Annotated in this window: 12 protein-coding genes; 8 read left to right on the forward strand and 4 right to left on the reverse strand. The window is 72.5% G+C overall.

Features of this window, described 5'->3' with window-relative positions; genetic code table 11:
- Nucleotides 1-38: 38 nt before the first annotated feature.
- From ABT345_RS03625 to ABT345_RS33215, 3 genes are all read right to left on the reverse strand, one after another.
- Nucleotides 39-1,022, reverse strand: a complete 984-nt coding sequence (locus ABT345_RS03625; protein WP_345081296.1) for a TauD/TfdA family dioxygenase — start codon at nucleotides 1,020-1,022, stop codon at nucleotides 39-41.
- Nucleotides 1,023-1,062: 40 nt separating this feature from the next.
- Complete coding sequence (locus ABT345_RS03630; RefSeq protein ID WP_345081299.1) at nucleotides 1,063-8,283, reverse strand: non-ribosomal peptide synthetase; 7,221 nt, start codon at nucleotides 8,281-8,283, stop codon at nucleotides 1,063-1,065.
- Nucleotides 8,284-8,361: 78 nt separating this feature from the next.
- Nucleotides 8,362-8,682, reverse strand: a complete 321-nt coding sequence (locus ABT345_RS33215) for an MbtH family protein (protein ID WP_386458450.1) — start codon at nucleotides 8,680-8,682, stop codon at nucleotides 8,362-8,364.
- A gap of 205 nt (nucleotides 8,683-8,887) precedes the next feature.
- Between ABT345_RS33215 and ABT345_RS03640 the strand changes: the two genes are divergently transcribed.
- From ABT345_RS03640 to ABT345_RS03675, 8 genes are all read left to right on the forward strand, one after another.
- Nucleotides 8,888-10,687, forward strand: coding sequence for a non-ribosomal peptide synthetase (locus ABT345_RS03640; protein ID WP_345081302.1), 1,800 nt, complete (start codon nucleotides 8,888-8,890; stop codon nucleotides 10,685-10,687).
- 70 nt (nucleotides 10,688-10,757) lie between these two features.
- On the forward strand, nucleotides 10,758-12,119 hold the full coding sequence (locus tag ABT345_RS03645; RefSeq protein WP_345081305.1) for a DUF6002 family protein: 1,362 nt from the start codon (nucleotides 10,758-10,760) through the stop codon (nucleotides 12,117-12,119).
- Nucleotides 12,120-12,273: 154 nt separating this feature from the next.
- Nucleotides 12,274-13,413, forward strand: a complete 1,140-nt coding sequence (locus tag ABT345_RS03650) for a GNAT family N-acetyltransferase (protein ID WP_345081308.1) — start codon at nucleotides 12,274-12,276, stop codon at nucleotides 13,411-13,413.
- 30 nt (nucleotides 13,414-13,443) lie between these two features.
- Nucleotides 13,444-15,264 carry an asparagine synthase (glutamine-hydrolyzing) gene (gene asnB, locus ABT345_RS03655; RefSeq protein ID WP_345081312.1) on the forward strand — a complete coding sequence of 607 codons (1,821 nt, stop codon included), beginning with the start codon at nucleotides 13,444-13,446 and terminating at the stop codon, nucleotides 15,262-15,264.
- A gap of 22 nt (nucleotides 15,265-15,286) precedes the next feature.
- Complete coding sequence (locus tag ABT345_RS03660) at nucleotides 15,287-16,927, forward strand: DUF885 family protein (protein WP_345081315.1); 1,641 nt, start codon at nucleotides 15,287-15,289, stop codon at nucleotides 16,925-16,927.
- A 16-nt stretch (nucleotides 16,928-16,943) separates the two neighbouring features.
- On the forward strand, nucleotides 16,944-17,468 hold the full coding sequence (locus tag ABT345_RS03665; protein ID WP_345081318.1) for a thiamine pyrophosphate-binding protein: 525 nt from the start codon (nucleotides 16,944-16,946) through the stop codon (nucleotides 17,466-17,468).
- Nucleotides 17,469-17,478: 10 nt separating this feature from the next.
- The gene (locus ABT345_RS03670) at nucleotides 17,479-18,042 is read left to right on the forward strand and encodes a thiamine pyrophosphate-dependent enzyme (protein WP_351320630.1); all 564 of its coding nucleotides are present in this window, start codon (nucleotides 17,479-17,481) and stop codon (nucleotides 18,040-18,042) included.
- Between the two features lie 77 nt (nucleotides 18,043-18,119).
- Nucleotides 18,120-18,785: an NADPH-dependent FMN reductase gene (locus ABT345_RS03675; RefSeq protein WP_345081322.1), complete on the forward strand. Its 666-nt coding sequence runs from the start codon at nucleotides 18,120-18,122 to the stop codon at nucleotides 18,783-18,785.
- A gap of 97 nt (nucleotides 18,786-18,882) precedes the next feature.
- Here the strand turns inward: ABT345_RS03675 and ABT345_RS03680 are convergent, their stop codons facing one another.
- The gene (locus tag ABT345_RS03680) at nucleotides 18,883-21,306 is read right to left on the reverse strand and encodes a PEP/pyruvate-binding domain-containing protein (protein ID WP_345081325.1); all 2,424 of its coding nucleotides are present in this window, start codon (nucleotides 21,304-21,306) and stop codon (nucleotides 18,883-18,885) included.
- Nucleotides 21,307-21,313: the final 7 nt, after the last annotated feature.

Here is a 21,313-nt window from a genome sequence, read left to right on the forward strand (position 1 = left end):
GGCCGCATCAGCGCGGGAGGCGGTACCCCATCCGGCCGCTAGCGGACGAGCACGTAGCCGTCATCCGTGCGGTAGGACCGCGAGCGGCGCAGGTCAGCCACGGCAAAGGTGCGTTGGACCCAGCGGTCTTGGCCGTCGTAGCGCGGGCGGAACGCCGTGCGGCCGTGCAGACAGACCCTGTTGTCGACGATCGCGAGGTCCCCGGCGCGCATCCGGATGGTCCGTGACACGCTCGCGAGCGTGTCACGGAGCTCGGTCAGGGCTTCCCGCGCGGTCGGGGTCAGCCCGGTCGTGGCCGCGAAATCCACCCGGATGTCAGGGTCGTCGGGTGCCCCGGTCAGCACGGCGTGCCGGGACACCGTGCCGTCCGCCGAGCCGAAGGACGGCGGCGGCTGGGTGCTGAACCCGGGTTGCATGAGGCACTCGCGGACCCGGTCCGGGAGCAGCGGCAGTGCCTCGCGGACGGAGGCGGCGGACAGCCCGGCAACCCCCTCGTGATCCGGTCGCAGGCAGAGCAGCATCACGAAGTCCGGACGGTGTTCGTGGAAGGCGTTCTCGTTGTGCATCATCAGGTCCACCGAGCCCGCGTTGCCCTGAAATCGCTCCTGGCCCGGTACCGGCACCACGTCCTGTACCAGCGCACCGGACTTCTCCGCCAGGAAAGCCGCCGGGTCGCCGAGCCCGCACGCGGTCATCACCAGGAGACCTGCCGGCACGGTGGTCGTCCGCTGGAACGAGCCGGCCACCGTCGGGGTGTCCGGCAAGTCGTGCTCGTCCACCGGGAGTCCGCGCAGGACGAGGGTGCCCGCGGGGCCCGCGGAGCGCCGGAAGGAGCTGATCCGCCGCCGGTAGGCGGACGGCAGTTCCTCCCAGGCGGACCGGGCCGCCCCCACCCACTCGGCACCGTCGATCCGGTCGGCCGCCGAGGCCAGCCGCCGGGCCACCCGGGTCATCTCCGCGGCATCCGCCGCGGAGACCTGGTGGACCATCTCGGTCGGCGTGACCTGTGCTGTCCTGGACATGCTTCCTCCACTCCGCAATTCCTGGGAAATCGGGTAGCTGTCAACCGCGCGGCTGCCGCATCCTGCGCGCGATCACCGCGCCGATCCGTTCCGCGGGGCCCTGCTGCATCATGGCGCCGTGCACGCAGTCGACCGGGTGGACCGCGAGGCCCCCGGACACGAAGCGACGCCAGGCGTCCGGATCCCCGGCGTCGGGATCGAGCGCCGCGGAGAACAGCACCGCATCGCCCCGGAACACCTCCGGCCGATGAGCGCGTCCGAGGGCCGCGTGGTGGATGAACGCCCGGGCCATGGCGGAGATGGTCTCCTCGTCCAGGCCGGCGAGCGGCCCGTCCCCCCGGCCGGTCAGCCGGATGAAGTCGGCCGTCGCCAACCGTTCGCCGGAGGTGCCGGCCACCGGGTGTCCCAGTGAGGTGAGGAGTTCGGCGAGCGGGTCGGGCTCGTCGGCCGGCTCGTCCGGGCCGCCGCACGGCACGGGCGGGTAGCCGTCGAGCAGGGCGAGCAGCTCCGTCTCCTCGCCCTGTTCCTGGAGCCGTACGGCCATGGCGTGCGCGACGACCGCGCCGAACGACCAGCCGAGCAGCCGGTAGGGGCCGCAGGGCTGAACCTCCCGGATCCGCCGTACGTAGTCGGCGGCCAGTTCCACGACGCTCCCGGGCGCCTCCGCCTCGGGCCGCAGGGCGAGCGCCTGCAGGGCGTACACCGGCTGCTCCGGATCGAGCCGGTCGAGGAGCGCCGCGTACACCCAGCCGATGCCGGCCCCCGGGTGGACGCAGAACAGCGGAGTCCGCCCCGGCCGACCGTCACGCAGCGACAGCAGCGGGGCCAGCGAGTCCTGGTGCCTGTTCGCTTCGAGCCGGGCGGCCAGCGCGGCCACGGTCGGAGCTGCGAACAGATCCTGGATGCCGATCTGCCGGCCGAGCGAGGACCGGATCGACGCGACCAGTCTGGCGGCGATCAACGAGTGCCCGCCCAGCGTGAAGAAGCCGTCGTCGACTCCCACCTGTGACAGCCCGAGAACCTCGCAGAAGAGGGCGCAGAGCGACTTCTCCAACGGTGTGGACGGGGCCCGTCCGGCGTCGGCCGGGGAAATCTGCGGGGCGGGCAGCCGCTCGCGGTCCAGCTTGCCGTTCTTGGTGAGCGGCAGCCGGTCGATCAGCTGGTACGCCGACGGCAGCATGTACGCGGGCAGCAGGCCGGTGACGGCGGACCGCACGGAGGCGACGTCCGGACGCGCCTCGGCCGCCGGGACCACGTAGGCCACCAGCCGGTCCCCGCCGAAAACGTTCACCGCCGCGGCCGCCACCCCCGGCTGGGCCGAGAGCACCGCCTCGACCTCGCCCAGCTCCACCCGGAAGCCGCGCACCTTGACCTGGTCGTCCACCCGCCCGGCGAATTCCACCTGCCCGTCCCGGCGCCGGCGCACCAGGTCCCCGGTCCGGTACATCCGCGCGCCGGGCGCGCCGTACGGGTCCGGGAGGAAGCGGTCCGCCGTCAGGTCGGGCCGGTTCAGGTAGCCGCGGGCCAGCAGTCCGCCGCCGATGTACAGCTCGCCGACCACACCCACCGGGACCGGGGACAGCGCGTCGTCCAGCACGTACCACCGGGTGTTCCAGATCGGGCGGCCGATGGTGACGCCGCCGGCCGGCACGCGGTCGCCGGGTTCGATGCGGTACTCCGCGCAGCCCACCGTGGTCTCGGTGGGGCCGTACTCGTTGATCACGGTCACGCCGGGGTGCGCGGCCCGCCACTCGTCCAGCGCCGCGCCCAGCAGCAGCTCGCCGCCGAGCACGAGCTGCCCGTCGGGCGCGTAGGTCTCGGGCAGGATCCGGAACAGCGCAAGGTGCGAGGGGGTCGCTTTGACGAAGGTCGGCCGCTCCACCTCGGCCGGGTCGGCGTCGTCGAGCGTCACCAGTTCGAGCGAGCCGCCGGAGGTGAGCGGCCCCCACAGCCCGGTGACGGTGAGGTCGAAGGCGACAGGCGAGTGGACCAGCGCCCGCCCGGCCAGCGCCGGATAGGCGTGCCGGGCCCAGGCCAGGTAGAGGTTGAGCGACCGGTGTTCCACCACCACCCCCTTGGGCTCGCCGGTCGAGCCGGAGGTGTAGATCACATAGGCGGTGGTCGCCGGGGCGGGCTCCGCGGTGCGCTCGGACCGGGACAGGTCGCCCGCCCGGTCCCGGGCCACGGCGGCGGCGGTGTCCGGCTCGTCGAGCAGCAGCCGGGGCAGGGCGGCGGGCAGACGGTCCGCGAGCGCGGTGGTGGTCACCGCCAGCGCGGGAGCGGCGGCCACGAGGGTCCGGGCCAGCCGCTCGGGGGGCTGCTCGGGATCGAGCGGCAGATAGCCGGCGCCGGACTTGAGCACGCCGAGCAGGACCGCCACCAGCTCCGGCGTCCGGGGCAGGGCCACCGCGACGAGCTGCTCCGGCCCGACTCCCCTGCCCGCCAGGTGACGGGCGAAGCGGTTGGCTCGCGCGTTCAGCTCCGCGTAGGTGAGGACCTCGCTGCCGTCGCGCACGGCGAGGGCGTCCGGCGTGTCACGCGCGAACTCCTCGAACAGCTCCGGCACGCTCCGTTCCGGGACGGTCCTCGCGGTGTCGTTCCAGTCGACGAGAAGGCGGCGGCGCTCCCCGGCCGTCAGCAGGTCGACGGAGCCGATCCGGCGGTCCGGGTCGGCCACCAGCTGCACGAGCAGCCGGTGCAGCCGGCCGGCCAGGGCCTCGGCGGTGTCCCGGTCGAAGAGTGCCGCGGCGTACTCCAGCACGCCATGGAGCCCTTCGGGGGCGCCGGTGGCGTCGGTCCGGTCGGTCAGGGCGACGCGGAGGTCGAACTTGGACACCTCGAAGCGCACCGGCTCCTCGACGGCCTCCAGCCCGGGAAGCGACAAGCTATCGCTCACACTTCCATCGATCTGCAGGACCACCTGGAACAGCGGGTGCCGGGCCAACGAGCGCTCGGGATTGACCGCCTCCACCACCCGCTCGAACGGCAGATCGGCATGCTCGTACGCGGCCAGGTCGCCGTCGCGCACCCGGGTCAGCAGCTCGGCGAAGGTCGGGTCGCCGGAGACGTCGGTGCGCAGGACAAGGGTGTTGACGAAGCAGCCGACCAGGTCGTCCAGGGCGTCGTCGCCGCGTCCCGCCGACGGCACCCCGATCGGGATGTCGGTGCCGGCCCCGAGCCGGGACAGAAGCGCGGCAAGGGCTGCCTGCACGATCATGAGGAGCGTGCAGCCGTGGGCGCCGGCCAGCTCCAGCAGCCGCGCGTGCAGTTCGCCGTCCAGGGTCAGGGGAACGGTGCCGCCGGCGCTGTCCGGCACGTCGGGCCGGGGGCGGTCGTAGGGCAGGTCGAGTTCCGTCGGCAGGCCGGCCAGCCGCTCCCGCCAGAACGACAGCTGCCGGGCGGCGGCGGAGTCCGGGGACCGCTCCTCGTCCAGCATCCCGAGCTGCCACAGCGTGAAGTCCGCGTACTGCACGGGCAGCGGCGGCAGGCCGGGGGTCTCGCCCGCGGTGCGCGCGGTGTAGGCGGCGGACAGGTCCCGCAGGAGGACGCCCAGGGACCAGCCGTCGATGGCGATGTGGTGGACCACCAGGGCCAGCACGTGTTCCTCGGGCCCCGTCCGGTACAGGACCGCACGCAGCGGGGGCTCCGTCGCGAGGTCGAACTCCTCCAGCGCGAAGGCCGCGAGGGCCCGGTCGAGGCCGTCGGGCGGGCAGTCCGCATGCGTCAGCAGCGCAGGCAGGGCGTCGGCGGGCAGGATCCGCTGCTGCGGATCGCCGCCGTCGGCGGGGAACACCGTCCGCAACGCCTCGTGCCGGGTGACCACGTCCGTGAGCGCGGCGGCCAGGGCGTCCGGGTCGAGCCGGCCGCGCAGCCGCAGCGCGAAGGGCGAGTTGTAATCGGCGCTCTGTCCGGTACGGCTCAGGAACCAGACCCGCCGCTGGGCCGCGGACAGCGGCAGCGTGCCGGGGCGTTCGGCCGGGGCGAGGGCCGGCCGGGAGGGCCGGGACGCATCGAGCCGGTCCACCAGGCCGGCCACGGTGGGAGTCCGGAACAGGTCGCGGATCGAGAGCTCGACCCCGAACGCGGAACGGATCCGGGCGATCAGGCGCGTCGCGAGCAGGGAGTGCCCACCGAGCGCGAAGAAGTCGTCCTGAACGCCGACCCTCGGGAGGGCGAGGACCTCGGCGAACAGCCCCGCGAGGATCTCCTCCCGGGGGCCGCGCGGCGCCTGGGAGCCGACATCCGCGCCCCGCTCCGGGGCCGGCAACTCCATGTGCCGCAGGGCCTGCCGGTCGAGTTTCCCGGTCGGCGTCAGGGGGAGACGGGGGACGGTCAGGAAGTAGGTGGGGATCAGGTACTCCGGAAGGGACTCCGCGAGCAAGGACCGCAGCCGCGACGGACGGCAATCGCGGTGGCTGTCCGTCGTGAGGTAGGCGACCAGCCGGCGGTCCCCCGGCGCCACCTCGACCGGGAGCACCGCGGCCTCGGTGACCTGAGGGAGTTCGCGCAGCCGTGCCTCCGTCTCGGCGGGCTCCACCCGGTAGCCGCGGATCTTCAGCTGGTCGTCCGCGCGGCCGATGAACTCGACCGCGCCGTCGGGCCGCCAGCGGACCAGGTCACCCGTCCGGTACATCAGCTGCCCGGGCTCGGTCGCGAACGGAGACGGCAGGAACCGTTCCGCGGTGAGTTCCGGTCGGCCGAGGTATCCGCGGGCGAGCCAGGGCCGGGTCACGTACAGCTCGCCGGGGACGCCCACCGGTACGGGGCGCATGCGGTCGTCCAGCACGTGGATGCGGGTGTTGGCGAGGGGCCGGCCGATCGGCGGACGGGTGGGCCACTCCTGGGGCGGCCCGGTCATCAGGTGGGCGACGACCGCGTGTGTTTCGGTGGGGCCGCACTGGTTCTCCAGCACGACACCGTGCATCCGGGCCAGGAACGCGCGAACCTCCTTCCCCAGGGTGAGCCGCTCGCCCGCTGTGACGATCTCCTGGAGCGGCAGTGGCTCCGCCCCCTCGGCGGCGTCCTGGACGGCGAGCTGCTCCAGCACCATCGGTGGGCAGAACAGCCGCCGGACGCCGTGCGCACGGATGGCGGCCAGGAGCCGGCGCGGGTCGCGGCGCTGCTCCTCGCTGATCAGCACCAGGGAGCCACCGGTGAGGAAGGTGGTGAACAGCTCCTGGAAGGAGGCGTCGAAGTGCAGTGAGGAGAACTGGAGCGTGGGCCCGGTGACGGTGGTCCGGTCCACCTGCCACTGGATGAGGTTGGCCAGCGGCGCGTGGGCCATCGCGACGCCCTTGGGGCGCCCGGTGGAGCCCGAGGTGTAGATCACGTAGCACAGGTTGCCGCCCGTGGCGAGGGGCGCGGGGTCGGTCGCCGGCCGGTCCGTGAATCCGTCCGGCCCCGTCAGCACGGTGGCGGTGCCGGCCGGTAGCAGGCCGCCGAGCTGCTGATCGGTGACGACGATGCCGGCCGCGGCCTCGCTCAGCAGATAGGCGATCCGGTCCGCCGGGTGCGCGGGGTCGAGCGGCAGATAGCCGCCCCCCGCCTTGAGTACGGCGAGCAGCGCCACGACGAAGTCCGTGCCCCGGGGCAGGAGCAGCCCCACCACGCGCTCCGGACCGACGCCCTGCGCACGTAGCTCGTGGGCGAGCCGGTTGGCCCGGGCGTTGAGCTCGCCGTAGGACAGCTGCCGGGCTCCTTCGACCAGCGCGGTGGCCTCGGGGGTGCGGCTCACCTGCCGCTCGAACGCGGCCGTGACGGTCCCTTCGCGGACGGGGCACGCGGTGTCGTTCCAGCCGTCGAGCAGTTGGGCCAGCCGGCCGGCGTCGGCGAGCGGCAGTTCCGCCACCGGAGAGTCCGGGCGCTGCGCGGCATGCTCCAGGAGGTGGACGTAGTGCTCGGCGAACCGGCGCGCGGTGGCCTCGTCGAAGAGGTCGGTGGCGTAGACGAGTTCGCCGGTCAGCGGGCCCGATCCGGATTCCGTGAGGTTCAGGGCGAGGTCGAAGTTGGTGGAGGAGTGGCGGGGCCGGACGGTGTCGACCGCGGTGCCTTCGAGCCGGAGTCCGTCACGGGGGGCGGACATGTCGAACCAGACCTGGACCAGCGGGTTGTGGCTGATCTCGCGTGGTGGGGCGAGCTCCTCGATGAGGCGTTGGAACGGCAGGTCCTGGTTGGCGAACGCGTCCAGAGCGGCCGCACGGGTCCGGTCGATGAGTTCGCCGACGGTCGGGTCACCGGTGAGGTTGGCCCGGACGGGCAAGGTGTTGACGAAGAAGCCGACCAGGTCCTCGACCTCGGGCAGCGTGCGGCCCGCGGAGGCGCAGCCGACGAGGAAGTCGGTGCTGTGTGTGTAACGGGAGAGGAGGGCTTGGTACACGGCGAGTGCGGTCATGAACAGCGTCGCGCCGTGCGCACGGGACAGGGCGCGCAGGCGATCGGCCGTCTCCTCGCCGACGGTGAACGAGACCGGCGCGCCCTGGTACCCGGGCGCCGCCGGGCGCGGGCGGTCGGTGGGCAGTTGAAGGCTGGTGGGGGCATCGCCCAGGGCCTGCCGCCAGTGCGCCAGCTGCCGTTCCAGGCGCTCATCCGTGAGGTTTTCCTGCTGCCAGGCGGCGTAGTCGGTGTAGTCGACGGGCAGCGGGGCCCAGTCCGGCGTACCGCCCGAGCGGGCGGCCCGGTAGGCGCCTGCCAGGTCGCGTTCGAAGACCCCGGTCGACCAGCCGTCGAAGGCGATGTGGTGGATGACGGCGACGAGGATGTGGTCGTCCTCGGCGAGGCGCAGGAGGGTGGTGCGCAGGAGGGGGCCGGTGGCCAGGTCGATGGGGGTGCGCACCTCGTTCGCGAGGTACTCGTCGGCGGCGGCCCGGGGGGCGGCGTGGCCGGTGAGGTCGACCACCGGGAGGGCGATGCGGTCCGCCGCATCGACCACGACGCAGGGCAGTCCGGCGTCGTCGGCGAAGTGCGAGCGGAGCGTGGCGTGGCGCTCGGCGACCGACCTCAGTGCCTGGTGGAGCGCGGGTACGTCGAGCGGCCCGCGGATCCGATAGACCGTGTCGGCGGTGAGGTAGGCGATCGAGCCCGGATGCAACTGCTCCAGGAACCACAGCCGTTGCTGCGCGAACGACAGTACGAGGCGTGCGCCGCCGGGCTGCCGGGTGAGGGCGGCCTTCCCGCCCGCGCCTTCCCCGGCCCCGCCGCGCAGGCGGCGGGCCAGCAGCTCGGCCTGGGCGGCGGAGAGCCGCGGTGGGTGCTCGACGGTCATTGCCCCTCCGAACGTACGCGCGGGACGGAGTCCCTGTGGTCTGGGTGCGACGGTCAGGTCGGTGCCCTGTGGCGCCCTTTACGCCTCCGCGAGGGCCTGGCGGACGCTCAAGGGGGTGATGTCGGGCCAGGCGCCTCGGATGTACTCCAGGCACTCCTCCTTGCTGCCGGCCACCCCGGCCTCCCGCCAGCCCGCCGGGGTCTCCCGGTCCTCGGGCCAAATGGAGTGCTGCTCCTCGTGGTTGACCACGACCTTGTACATGGCGTCGGCCTTCCGTCGGTGGTGGGAGTGGTTCGGGTGCGCGGCCGCCCCGGGGCAGCCGGCCGGGCCGGTGCCCGCGGGTGCGCCGTCGGCGGCTGCTTGAGAAGGATCATCAATAGCCCGTCGCCGTCCGGGCAAGGGCCTGCCGCCAGACCGGGGACACTACGTTCAATCCGGCGCCCGCCACTGCGTCGGCTCCGGCGCGGACCTGCGGATCCGAGAAAGTGCCGATGACTTCGTTCAGTTGGCGTTGATCCCCCACCCCCGGTTGCTGATGCTGAGGGCGATGGACCCGCCCCGCTCGTGGGGGACGCGATCTCCGCATCCGCGACAAGGAGCAGTCTTGGACATCATCGAGCGTTTCGAAGAACGGGCGAGGCTCGGCCCTGGTGACGTAGCGCTCGTGGCCGGCCGGGTTCAGATCGGCTACGCCGAGTTGGATGCCCGGGCCAACCGGCTCGCCCATTTTCTGCGGGGGCGTGGAGTGGGGGCCGAGACGGTGGTCGGTGTCTGCATGAGCCGCCGTCCGGAGGCGTTCGTCGCGATGCTCGCGATCTTGAAGACAGGCGGTGCCTTCCAGCCGCTCGACCCGGGCCACCCGGCCCTGCGGCTGACGGACGGCCTGGCCGCCTCGGGCGCGCTGCTCCTGCTCACCGAACACCGGCTGGCGCATGCGTTCCGGGATGCCCCGCTCCCCGTGTTGTCCTGTGAGGACGTGGCAGCCGAGCTGGACCTGCAGCCGGTGACCCGGCCGGACCGACTCCTCCCCGAGCACGCCCTGCGCTGCGTGATCTCCACGTCCGGATCCACCGGGCGCCCGAAGGTCATCGGCCTGACCTCCGCGTCGATCGGGAACGTCGCCGACTGGGCGGTCAACCGGCTGCCCGGGCCCCAGATCTTCCTGCAGTTCACCTCGCTCGGCTTCGACGTCTCCCTCCAGGAGATCTTCGGCGCGCTGCTCAGCGGCGGCTCGCTGGTCCTCGTCGAGGAGGAGCACCGGCAGGACCCGGTGGCGCTGATCGACCTGATGGTCCGTGAGCGCGTGCAACGGGTCTACCTGTCTCCGGCGTTCCTGCGGCAGCTCGCCCGCGCGGGGCTTCAGGAGCCCGGACCGACAGGCCGGCTCGTGCTGACGGAGATCGTCTCGGCGGGTGAGCCGCTGCGGCTCACCTCGGACGTGCGGCGGTTCGTCGAAGCCCTGGACGGCACGGTGCTGGAGAACCAGTACGGCCCCTCCGAGACACATCAGGCCACCGCCTGCACGCTGACCGGAGGCCTGGAGCGGTGGCCCGACAGCCCGCCGCTCGGCCGGCCCGTCCCGGGTGTGCGCGGCCATGTCCTGGACGAGCATCTCGATCCGGTCCCGGACGGCGAGCCGGGTGAGTTCTACATCGCGGGGAACGGGGTCAACCGGGGCTACCTCGGGCGGCCAGATCTCACGGCGGAGCGCTTCTTGCCGGATCCGTTCGGCGCACCGGGCAGCCGGATGTACCGCACCGGCGACTTGGTGCGGCGTGGTCCGGCCGGTGAGCTGGAGTTCGTCGGGCGGATCGACGGCCAGGTGAAGATCCGCGGCCACCGGGTCGAGCCGGCCGAGGTGGACGCCGTCCTCACCGGCCACCCGGACGTGCAGGACGCCGTGACCGTCGCCCGGCAGTCGAGGGAGGGCACCTGGCAGTTGACGGCCTACCTGGTCCCGGTGCCGGGCGGCGCGCTGCCCGGCCGGGCGGCACTGCGCGACTTCGCCGGGCAGCGCCTTCCCTCGTACATGGTTCCCGGCGCGATCGTCCCGCTCACCGCTCTGCCGCTCAACGAGAACGGCAAGGTGGACCGTGCCGCCTTGCCCCGGCCGGACGACGTTCTCGCTCCGGACGGCGGCTACGTTCCGCCGCAGAACCCCCAGCAAGAGGCTCTCTGCGGCATCTGGTCGGAGGCCCTGGAGCGGGAACGGGTCGGCGTCGACGACTCCTTCTTCGACCTCGGCGGCACCTCGTTGCAGGCCATGCAGATCGTCTCCCGAGTCCGCCAGACCTTCGACGTGGACCTCGCCGTCCACGCTCTTTTCGACGCTCCGACCGTCCGAGGGCTCGCGCTGGCGGTGGAGCAGGCCCTCATCGCGGAGATCACCGCCGCCGACCGCTGACCTGCGGTCTTCGCCCCAGCGACGCAAGCGACACCGGTATGCAACAGCTTCCCGAAGGAGTGGATCCGCCATGTCCGAAACGGGCCGCGCCACCAGCACAGGCCAGGTCGTGCACAACGCGCTCGACCGCTACTTCGAAGAGATCCGGGCCGCTGCCCGGAAGGTGGGCGCCGAGCGGGACACCGAGCCGGTGATCCCGCTGGAACTCGCCGGGAAGCACCCTTCCTTCGCAGCGTTCACCGAGGTCACCGACATCGGGCTCACCCAGGTGGAGCCGCGGACCCACATCCTCGACCTGATGCGCAACCCGGGCGCCAGGACCACCAAGACCATGGCCTCCTTGCTCATGATCGCCCGTGCGGCGGCCCACATCCGCCGTACCGGCGAGCGGGTGCTGCTCTTCACGCCGACCTCCGGCAACAAGGGGACGGCCCTGCGCGACGCGGTGGCCCGGGCGTACGCGACCGGACTGGCGTCCCCCGACGAGCTGCGCATCGTGATGCTCGCCCCCGACGCCTCGCGCAGCAAGCTGCGCGACTGCGCGCTGACCGGGGACCGGGCCCTGCGCACCGCCAACCCGGTGGTCGTGGCCCACGTCGAGCAGCCGGCCGATGTGAAGCTGCTCAGCAGCGAGGTCGTCGAGCGGCACGCCGCCGAGATCCTGGACACCACCGGCTTCCGCATCTGGTACACCCTCGACCTCGACAATTACCGGATCGCCGACGCCGCGCGCGCCTTCGCCGAGGCGGAGCTGCTGCCGATCACCGCCGACTCCGCTCCGCGCGTGCACGTGCATGCCGTCTCCAGCGCTTTCGGGCTGCTCGGCTACCACCTCGGGCACCGGCTGCTGACCGAGGGCCTGCCCGGACGCGACGCGCCCGCCCGGCACCCCGGGTTCCACCTGGTCCAGCAGCTCGCCACGGCCGACATGGTGACCAGCCTGCTCGGCATGAAGGTGCCGGACTACGAGCACGACGAGGCCGCGGGCGTGTGGCGCCAGCACGTGGCCCCGCAGTTCCCGGCCGTCACGGACCACCCGCAGGAGGTGATCGACGCCACCTTCTACACCAAGCAGCCGCCCACCCGGGCGCAGATCAACGAGATCGTCGCCCGCCACGGTGGCGGCGGCATCGTGGTGTCCCGCCGGGAGTGCCTGGAGCGGTACGACCGGGTGCGGGCGCTGGCCGCCGTCGCGGGCATCGAGATCGCCGCCGACCCGGCGCTGATCCGCGAGTGGTCGCTGGTCAAGGCGCTGACCGGGGTGCTCGTCTCCCGGGAGCGGGGCCTGCTGTCCCCGGACACCGATGTCGTGGTGCACGGATCGGGCTACTACAGCGACGAACTCCTCCCGGCGCTGCGCGAGGAACACCTCACGCGCGTCGGCACCGCCAAGGATCTCGCACGGGCCGTCCTCGCGGCCGCACACGCGTAGCCGCCGACCCTGGAGCTGACAGCGATGCACCGAACGACGCCGAGGTCCACGGGCCACGGGGCTGCAGAGGCGCTTGGTGACCGCGCCTCCTGTCCCCGGGCGGGTGTTCCGTCCCGCGGCCACCGCCCGCTTCGCAGGGCGTGGTGAGGCACAGGTGATTCCCCCGAACTGGCGGTACGCCTGGAACAACAGCGCCGATCCGCTCGTCGTGCGCGCACATGGCCTGGCCGCCGCCGCGGTCCGGCCGTCCGTCGCCGTGTCCCGGCCGTCCGGCCGGGGCCCGACCCTGGCCTACGGTGGGCTGCCGCACGGCCTGACACACGTTCTCCCCTTCCTCGAACAGCGACGTGGTACCGAGTCCGACCGGAGCCGTCACCGCACCACCTGGGCGGAGCTGGCAAGCGGCCGTGCCGCCCGTGACGCGGACCTCCTCGCGGTCGGCGTGCTGCGGCGCGACGCTCCGCTCCGGCCGCCGCGCCACGGTCTGCTGCTGCCCTTCCGGATCAACCTGTCGGTACCGGTCGGCCCCGACCCGCAGGAGGTCCTCAAGCGGCTCTCGCGCAAGGCCCGGCAACAGCACAGCCGGGAGATCCGCTCCCGCTCCCGCACCCTGGAGGTGGCCACCGCCGAGGCCGACTTCGATGCCTTCTACGACGGCATGCACCGGCCGACCATGTGGAGCCGGCACCGCGGCGCGGCCCGCTCGGAGGAGCGGGAGAGTGCCCGGGTCTGCCTCTTCCGGCGCGGTGTGCTGTTCTTCCTGTGCGAGTCGGGCCGGCGCGTGGCGGGGATGCTGTGCCGGCTGGAGGGGCGGACCCTGGTCATCCGGCTCGCCGGCGTCGAGGCCGGCGGCGAGGCCCCTTACCGCTCAGGAACGTACATGGCGATGTACGTGCTGATACTCCAGTGGGCCGCCGAAAACGGCCTGACCCGGGTCGACCTCTCCGGCTGCGAGCCGTTCCTGAGCAAGGGCATCTTCCAGTTCAAACGCAAGATGCACCCCGAAGTCGCCCTGCCCGACAACCACTTCCGGGAGAAGCGGCTCGTTCTGCGGGTCCTCCGCGACTCGCCGGAGGTCCGGGACCTGCTCACCGCCAATCCCGTACTGACGACGGGGACCGACGCCGGACTCGAAGCGGTCTATTTCCACGACCCGGACCGGCCGGCCAGGTTGGACCTGCGCTGGGAGTGCCCGGGTGTGAGCGGCCACCGGACCGTCGACCTCGACGGGTTCCTCGCCGGTCTGCCCCGGTCCCCCCACCGCGATCCCGCCGGGCAACCACCCCTCTCCTGACGCGTCCAGACCAACCCTCAAGGAGCCACGATGTGCGGCATAGCCGGTTGGATCGACTTCACCCGGGACCTCACCACCGAACGCCCGATGCTGGAGGCCATGACCGCAACCCTGCACCGGCGTGGCCCCGATGCCGGCGGCACCTGGCTCGCGCCGCACGCGGGCCTGGGCCACCGCCGTCTCGCCATCGTCGATCTCGAGGGCGGCAAGCAGCCCATGACGGCGCACCGGCGCGGCAGCGAGGCCCCGGTGGTGCTGACGTACAGCGGCGAGCTGTACAACTACCGCGAGCTCCGGGACCAGCTGACCGCCCGGGGCCACCGGTTCACCACGGCCTCCGACACCGAGGTGGTCCTGCACGCCTACCTGGAGTGGGGGACGGGCTTCGTCGACCGGCTGACCGGCATGTTCGCCTTCGCGATCTGGGACGCGGCCCGGGAGGAGCTGCTCCTGGTCCGCGACCGGCTGGGCGTCAAACCGCTCTACTACCACGCCTACCGCGGGGGCGTGCTGTTCGCCTCCGAGCCCAAGGCGATCCTCGCCAACCCGCTGTTCACCGCGCGCACCAGTGAGGACAAGCTCCCCATCCTCTTCAACCCCAGGCTCGCCATGCCCTGGGAGACCCCGTACACCGATCTGCGCCAGGTGCAGCCCGGGCACCTGGTCCGGGTGGACCGCTCCGGGGCGCACGAGGCGCCCTACTGGCGGCTGGTCAGCCAGGAACATCACGAGGACCAGGACACCACCGTGCGCCGCGTCCGGGAGATCCTGGAGGACACCGTCGCCCACCAGCTGGTGGCGGACGTGCCGCTGTGCACCCTGCTCTCCGGCGGCCTGGACTCCTCCGCGGTGACCGCACTGGGGGCCAGGCACCACGCGCCGGGGCTGCGGTCCTTCTCGGTCGACTTCCGCGACGCCGACCACGACTTCCGCCCCACGGCCCTGCGCCCGGAGCAGGACGCCCCCTTCGCACTGGCCGCCGCCGCACACATCGGCGTCGACCACACCGCGATCACCCTGGACCCGGAGGCGTTGACCGGGATCGTGCCCGCCGCGCTGGCCGCCCGCGACCTGCCCAGCCTCGGCCAGTTCGACGCTTCCATGTACCTGCTGTTCCAGGCGATCCGGGAGCGGTCCACGGTCGCCCTCTCCGGCGAGGCCGCGGACGAGGTCTTCGGCGGCTACCCCTGGTTCTTCGACCAGGCCACCGTGTGGGGCGACACCTTCCCCTGGCTCGGAAACGCCCCCCGGCTGACCGATTGCCTCGCCCCGGACGTCCGGGCCCGGATCCGCCCCGCCGACGACGAGCGCGACCGGTACGCCACGATGCGGGCCCGGGTGCCGCGGCTGACCGGCGAGTCCGGTCTTCAGGCCCGGATGCGCGAGGTCCTCTATCTGAGCCTTCAGGGCCCGCTGCTGTACCTGCTGGACCGCAAGGACCGGATGAGCATGGCGCTCGGCCTGGAGGTGCGGGTCCCGTTCTGCGACCACACACTGCTGGAATACGTGTGGAACGTGCCGTGGAAGATGAAGGTCGCCGACGGCCGGGAGAAGAGCCTGCTGCGCGCCGCGGTTGCCGACCTGCTCCCTCAGGAAGTGCTGCAGCGACGTAAGAGTGCCTTTCCCGCCACCTTCTCGCCCGCGCACGCCAAGGAGGTGCGCGCCGCGCTGGACCGCGTGCTCGACGACGGCTCCTCCCCGCTGGCCGGGCTGCTGGACCTGCCCAAGGTGCGCGAACTCGCCTCGGGGCGAACCCAGATGATGACGATGGCGGACAATCTGCACCTGCTGTTGCCGCTCATCGAGGTGGACCGCTGGATGCGCACCTACAACGTGTCGCTGACGTCCTGACCGGCAACCGGGGAGACCACTGATGAGCAGCGCAGCGAACGCTCTCCGCGCGCTGGCGGAGGAGTTCTGGACATGGCGCGAAGTCACCCAACCCGACTGCTACGACGACCTCAACCGAATCGAGCGCCCGGACGGCTGGCTGCCGGACTGGTCGCCGGACGCGGTCGCCGAGCGGAGCAGGGTGCTGTCCGGGTTCACCCGCCGCCTGCGCAGTCTCGACCTGTCGGCCGAACCCGTTCCGTTGCAGGTGGACGCCGCGCTGATCGGGGCGGCGCTGGCCCGCGTCCACTGGGAGCTGCACCTTCTGCGGGACTGGCGGCGCAACCCCGCCTTCTACCTCGACCAGGCCCTGCTGCCGGTCTATCACCACCTGTTGCGGCCCGCCGTCGAGGAGCGGGCGAGGGCGGTGGCGGATCTGCTGGCCCGGGTGCCGGAGACCCTCGCCCACGGCAGGCTCAACCTGGCCGGTCACGCGGCCGCGCCGCTCGCCGAGTACGCCCTGCGCCTGCTGGACACCGCCGGCGAGGCGCTGGGAGCGGGCATGGCGGCTCTCGCCCGGCGGCTGCCGACGGCGGTGGCGGCGGAGCTGGACGCCGCCACGACCGCCGCGCAGCGAGCCCTGGCCGACTACCGGCAGTGGCTGCGGGCGATGCTGCCGACCTTCACCGAGGCGTTCAGCCCGGGCCGTGCGGCGTTCCGCTACTTCCTGCACCATGTCGCGTTGCTCCCCTACTCGGTGGACCGGTTACGCGAACTGGGCCGCCGGGAGTACGCCCGAGCAGCGGCAGCCGAGCTTGTCCTGAACCGCCGGGGGGAGCCGTCCGCTCCGCCGCTGCTCGCCGGCGTCTCGGAACAGATCAGCCGGCAGCGGGCGGATGAGCTGGACGTCCGGAGGTTCCTGAGGGAGGAGGGCATCGTCAACCTGCCCGACGGTCTCCGGCACTACCGCAACGCCCCGGTGCCGGCCTACCTGGAGCCGTTGACCTGGCTCGGCGTACAGCACCACACCGCGGGGCAGGCGGGATGGGACGAGGACGCGCTTCGCTACATCCCCGAGCCCCGGCCGGATCTGCCCTACTTCCAGCTGGCCGAGGCCCGGGACCCGCGCGTCGGCATCGTCCATGAAGGGGTCCACGCCTGGCAGCTCGCCCTGTCCGCGCGGCACGAAAATCCGGTGCGCCGTCGCTACTACGACTCAGCCGCCAACGAGGGCGTCGCCTTCCACACGGAGGAACTCGCCCTGATCGCCGGCCTGTTCGACGACGCCCCGGCCAGTGGCCGGTTCGTCGTGAACGCGATGCGGCTGCGCGCACTGCGGGTGGAGATCGATCTGGGCCTCGCCCTGGGGGAACTGACGCTCGACGAGGCGGCCGGCCGGCTGGCCGAGCTGGTCCCGATGGACCGCCGGACGGCGTGGGAGGAGACCGCCTTCTACGCCGGCCGCCCCGGGCTGGGCCTGAGCTACCTGGCGGGCAAGGCCCAGGTGCTCGACCTGCTGACCGCCTGCGCTCAGCGGGAGGGTGCCGCCTTCAGCCTCTCCGCCTTCCACGACCGCCTGTGGCGGGAGGGAAACGTACCGCTGGCCCTGCAGCGTTGGGAGGTCCTCGGTACCCGCGATCACTGGGACGAGGCCCGGCGGCTCGGAGGGCCGGTACATGACTAGGTCGAAGGAGAGAGACATGCCACACGAGACCGGGACAGAGCGCCCGACCGGTTCGGAGTCCGCCGTGTACGAGGGACTGACCGCGAACGGGTTCGGCCCGTTCTTCGGTACGCCCTGCGGTGTCCTGGCGCCCTTGCTCGCGCTGCTGGAGGCGGGCGCCGACTACCACGTCGTGGCGCGGGAGGACAACGCCGTCGGCGTCGCCGCCGGGGCGAGTCTGGCGGGCGCCGCCCCGGCGGTGCTGATGCAGAACTCCGGCTTCGGACAGTCGGTCAACGCGCTCGCCTCGCTGGTCGTGCCGTACCGGATCCCCATGTTGCTGGTGGTCAGCATGCGCGGGACACCCCCGGACACCACCACCGAGAACCTCCCGATGGGGCGGCTCACCGAGCCCGTGCTGGAGGGCCTCGGCATCGACCACGACTACCTGACCGGCGAGAACGCGGCCCGGCAGATGGAGCTGGCCGGCGCCGTCGTGCAGGAGAAGCGTCAACCCTTCGCATTCCTCGTCCGGCCGGACGAGTTCGCCTGGAAGGCATAGCGCCATGACCATGACCAAGACATCGGCCGTCGCGGTCGCACTCGCCACGGCTCACGGCCTGCCGACGGTGTTCACCACCGGGTTCATCTCCCGCATCGGTGCCGCCTCCGCACAGCCGAACCACTTCTACATGACGGGATCGATGGGGCTGGCCCTGTCGCTCGGCACCGGTATCGCCCTGGCGTCCCGCCGGACGACCCTGGTGGTGGACGGCGACGGGAGCCTGCTGATGAATCCCGTAGGGCTGATCACGGCGGGCGCGCTGCCGGACCTGCCGCTGATCCAGCTGGTTCTCGACGACGGGGTCTACGACTCGACCGGCGGGCAGTGTTCCCCCGGCCGTTCCGTGGACCTGCCCGCCTGGGCGCGCGCGTGCGGGTTCTCCCGGACCCACACCGTGGACTCCGAGGAGGGGCTGGAGAAGACGCTCCGGCACGAGCTGGAGAACCCGGATGCGCCTGTTTTCGTCCACTGCCTGGTGACGGCCGACACCGCGCCGCCTCCGCCGCGGGTCACCGACGACCTTGAGGGGATCACGGCCCGGTTCTCGGAATTCCTGCAGCCGCAGACCTGACTCGATCGCTTCGTGGAAGAGGGCTCACGCCGCACGGCCACCCGGGCCGGCTCATCGATCATGCCGAAGGATGTCGCGTGCAACGAGGAATCAAGATCGTGGGAATCGGTGGCTCGTCCGGTCCGGGATCGAGAGTGGAACGAGCCCTCCAGGTCTGCCTGAACGCGGCGCAGGACCTGGGGGCGGATGTCCGGCTGATCAACGGTGCGGAGCTCACCATGCCGCTGTACACCGCCCGGACGGAGGTGATCGATCAGCATGCCACCGCGCTGATCCGCGAGGTCGCGGATTCCGACGCCGTCGTGGTCGGGAGCCCCGCCTATCACGGGACCGTCTCCGGTCTGGTCAAGAACGCTCTCGACCACCTGGAGGAACTGCGCGAGGACACTCGCCCGTACCTCACCGGCAGGGCTGTGGGGTGCATAGCCGTCGGCCAGGGGTGGCAGGGCGCCGTCGCCACTTTGGCCACGCTTCGCGACATCACACACGCCCTGCGCGGTTGGCCCACGCCGATCGGTGTGGCGGTCGGCAACGGGACGACGGTGTTCGGCCACGACGGGCGGTGTGACGACGCCCGTGTCCGGGACCAGCTGACGCTCATGGCCCAGCAGATGGTGGAGTTCGCCCGGATGCGACGAGCCCTCGTCAACTCGGCACCGCCGGAAGAGCATGCGGAGCGCGCGGACCGTGAACGGGGTGTACCGGCGAAGTCCGCGGGCCGGGCGCCACACGCCGTCGGTTGATCAGGCCGCGAGCCGTTCGCACCGAGCGTCCTCGCCTCGGACACCCCGGCAAGCCGGCCCGGGCCGGTGCCGGCACCGGCCCGGGTCGGGTGGCGGTTCACCGGGGGGCGAGGTCGACCGTTCCGGTCGAGCCGTCCACGGTGATCCTCTGGCCGGAGCGGATCAGCTGGGTCGCGCCGGTGACGCTCACCACTGCGGGAATGCCGTACTCGCGGGCCACCGTGGGCCCGTGCGCCATCGGCGAGCCGGTTTCGGCCACCAGCCCGCCCGCGGTCAGGAACAGCGGCGTCCAGCCCGGGTCGGTGGTCGGCGCGACGAGGATCTCCCCGGGCTCCAGGCGTGCGTCCGCCGGATCGAGAACGACCCGTGCCACCGCGGTGACCGTCCCCGGCGCTCCGGCCACCCCGGCCAGCAGCCCCTCGCGCGGTGCGGCGGGGGGAACGGCCGCCTCCGGGTCGGTCCCGTCGGACAGCAGGACCCGCGGTATGTACCGGCGTCGCTTCTCCCGGTCGTAGGTCTCCCGGCGTTCGGCGATCAGCTCCCTGAAGTTCGCCCCGTCCACGGCCCGCCGGGCCTCACGGAGGTCGAGGAACATCACGTCGTGGCAGCACTCCAGCAGGCCGCGGGCGGCCAATTCCTCACCGACCAGCAGCATTTGCTCGCGCATCTGGGCAATCGCGTACAGCCAGGCGAACTTCGGCAGCTCCCGCAGCCCGCCGAGCTCGCGGGCCCGGCGCAGGAAGAACCCGACGGCACCCGCCCGTACCCGCCCCAGGCCGCGGGCGCGCTCCACCAGCTCCCCGAGCATGGCCTCGGCGTCCGCCGCCGCCTTCGCGAACCGCCGGTCGGGCGCCTGTTCCGGGTCGGTGACCAGAAGATAGTTGGCGATCATCGAGAAGACCGGTGCGGGATCCTCCGCCCAGCGCGGCACGCCGAGGTCGATCTCGGCGGCGCCGCGCCGGCCGTACCGTGCCAGGAACGCGCCGAGCCCGAACTCCGGCAGCTCCCCGGCGAGGTAACGGGCGGCGAGCTCGGCCGGCGGTGTGTCCAGGAGCACGCCGCTGTGCTCCCGGGCACGGCGCGCCAGGTGCCACAGCTCCAGATCCATCTCCGTGGTGATGTTGTTCGGCATGCCGCGCAACACCGTCTCGACCTCACCGGCGGTGGCGGCGTCCCTCAGCAGGGCCACCGGGACGCGCGCCGCGAGGAGGCCGACCGCCACCGGCCAGTACAGGTCCGCGAGCGTCCTCTTGTGGAAGACCGACTTCTGGACGTTCTCGACGAAGTGCAGCCGCTGCGCCGCCGTCATGTGCGCGGGCGCCGTCGTCCTGCGTTCGGTTTCCTCCAGCACCCGCAGGGCCCGTGCGGGCGCGGCGGCGGGGCGCAGGAGGGCGCGGGCCGCGGCGACCGCGACGGAGGGGGCCAGTCGCAGTGCCAGCCTGCTCTTGAAGCGCCGCCGGGCGGCCCGTCCGTGCGCCGGTGAGATCGACAGGTCCTTCCTCACCCGCTCCAGGACCGCCGTGCCCTGCGGCCCGCCGAGCCATCCGTCGCCCAGGTAGCCGCGCAACCCCTTGTCGGCCAGGGCCGAGGTGGCGTCGAAGTACATCCGTCCGCCGATGTCGACGATGCCGGCGGGGCCGTCGAGCGGATCGGCCGGCAGGCCGAACTCCCTGAGGATGATCCCGAAGGCGATCTTCTGCCCGCAGAAGCCCATCCTGGTGAAGGGACGGAGCATGCCCTGCACGGGGCCGTTGGTGAGGTAGACACGCGGCTGCGGCCGGTCGGTCCTGGGCGGCAGCGGGAAGAGCGTGGTGACCGGCCGGCTCTGCAGCAGCCACAGCACACCGTTCTTGTCGATCGCCCACTCGACGTCCTGGGGCGAGTCGAACAGGTTCTGGAGCCGCAGGCCGGTGCTCCGGAGCTCGTCCAGCTGCGGCCCGTCCAGGCATCCGGTCCGCGTCGTGGGCATCCGGTGGCCCGTCAGGACGTAGTGGTCGGGGCGGCCGTGGCCGTCGACGACCGCGGTGCCCAGGCCGGGGGCGGCGTCCACGACGGACTCGGTGCGGGTGCCGGTGACCGGATTGGCGGTGAAGAGGACTCCGGCGACCTCCGGGTCGACCATCCGCTGCACGATGACGGCCATCCTCGCCGTGTCGTGGCCGATGCCGTTGGCTTCCCGGTACTGCACGGCGCGCGCGTTCCACAGCGAGGCCCAGCAGTCCCGTACGGCCTTCACGACCGCGTCCGCTCCGACGACGTCGAGGTAGGTGTCCTGCTGGCCGGCGAAGCTGGCGAAGGGCAGGTCCTCGGCGGTGGCGCTCGACCGTACGGCCACCGCGCCCGCTGCCAGGCGCTCGTAGGCGGTGACGATCTGCGCCCGCAGCCCGTCCGGGAGTTCGTCCGCCGCCGAGGACAGACCGTCGAACGCGGCGGTGGTCAGGCAGAATCCGTCGGGCACCAGTTCCCCGGCCTTGAGCATCTCCCCGAGCGCGGCCGCCTTTCCGCCGACGAGGTGCGTCATGGATGAA

The sequence above is a fragment of the Streptomyces sp. NPDC000404 genome, from assembly GCF_040300365.1.
Lineage (GTDB): Bacteria > Actinomycetota > Actinomycetes > Streptomycetales > Streptomycetaceae > Streptomyces > Streptomyces ramulosus.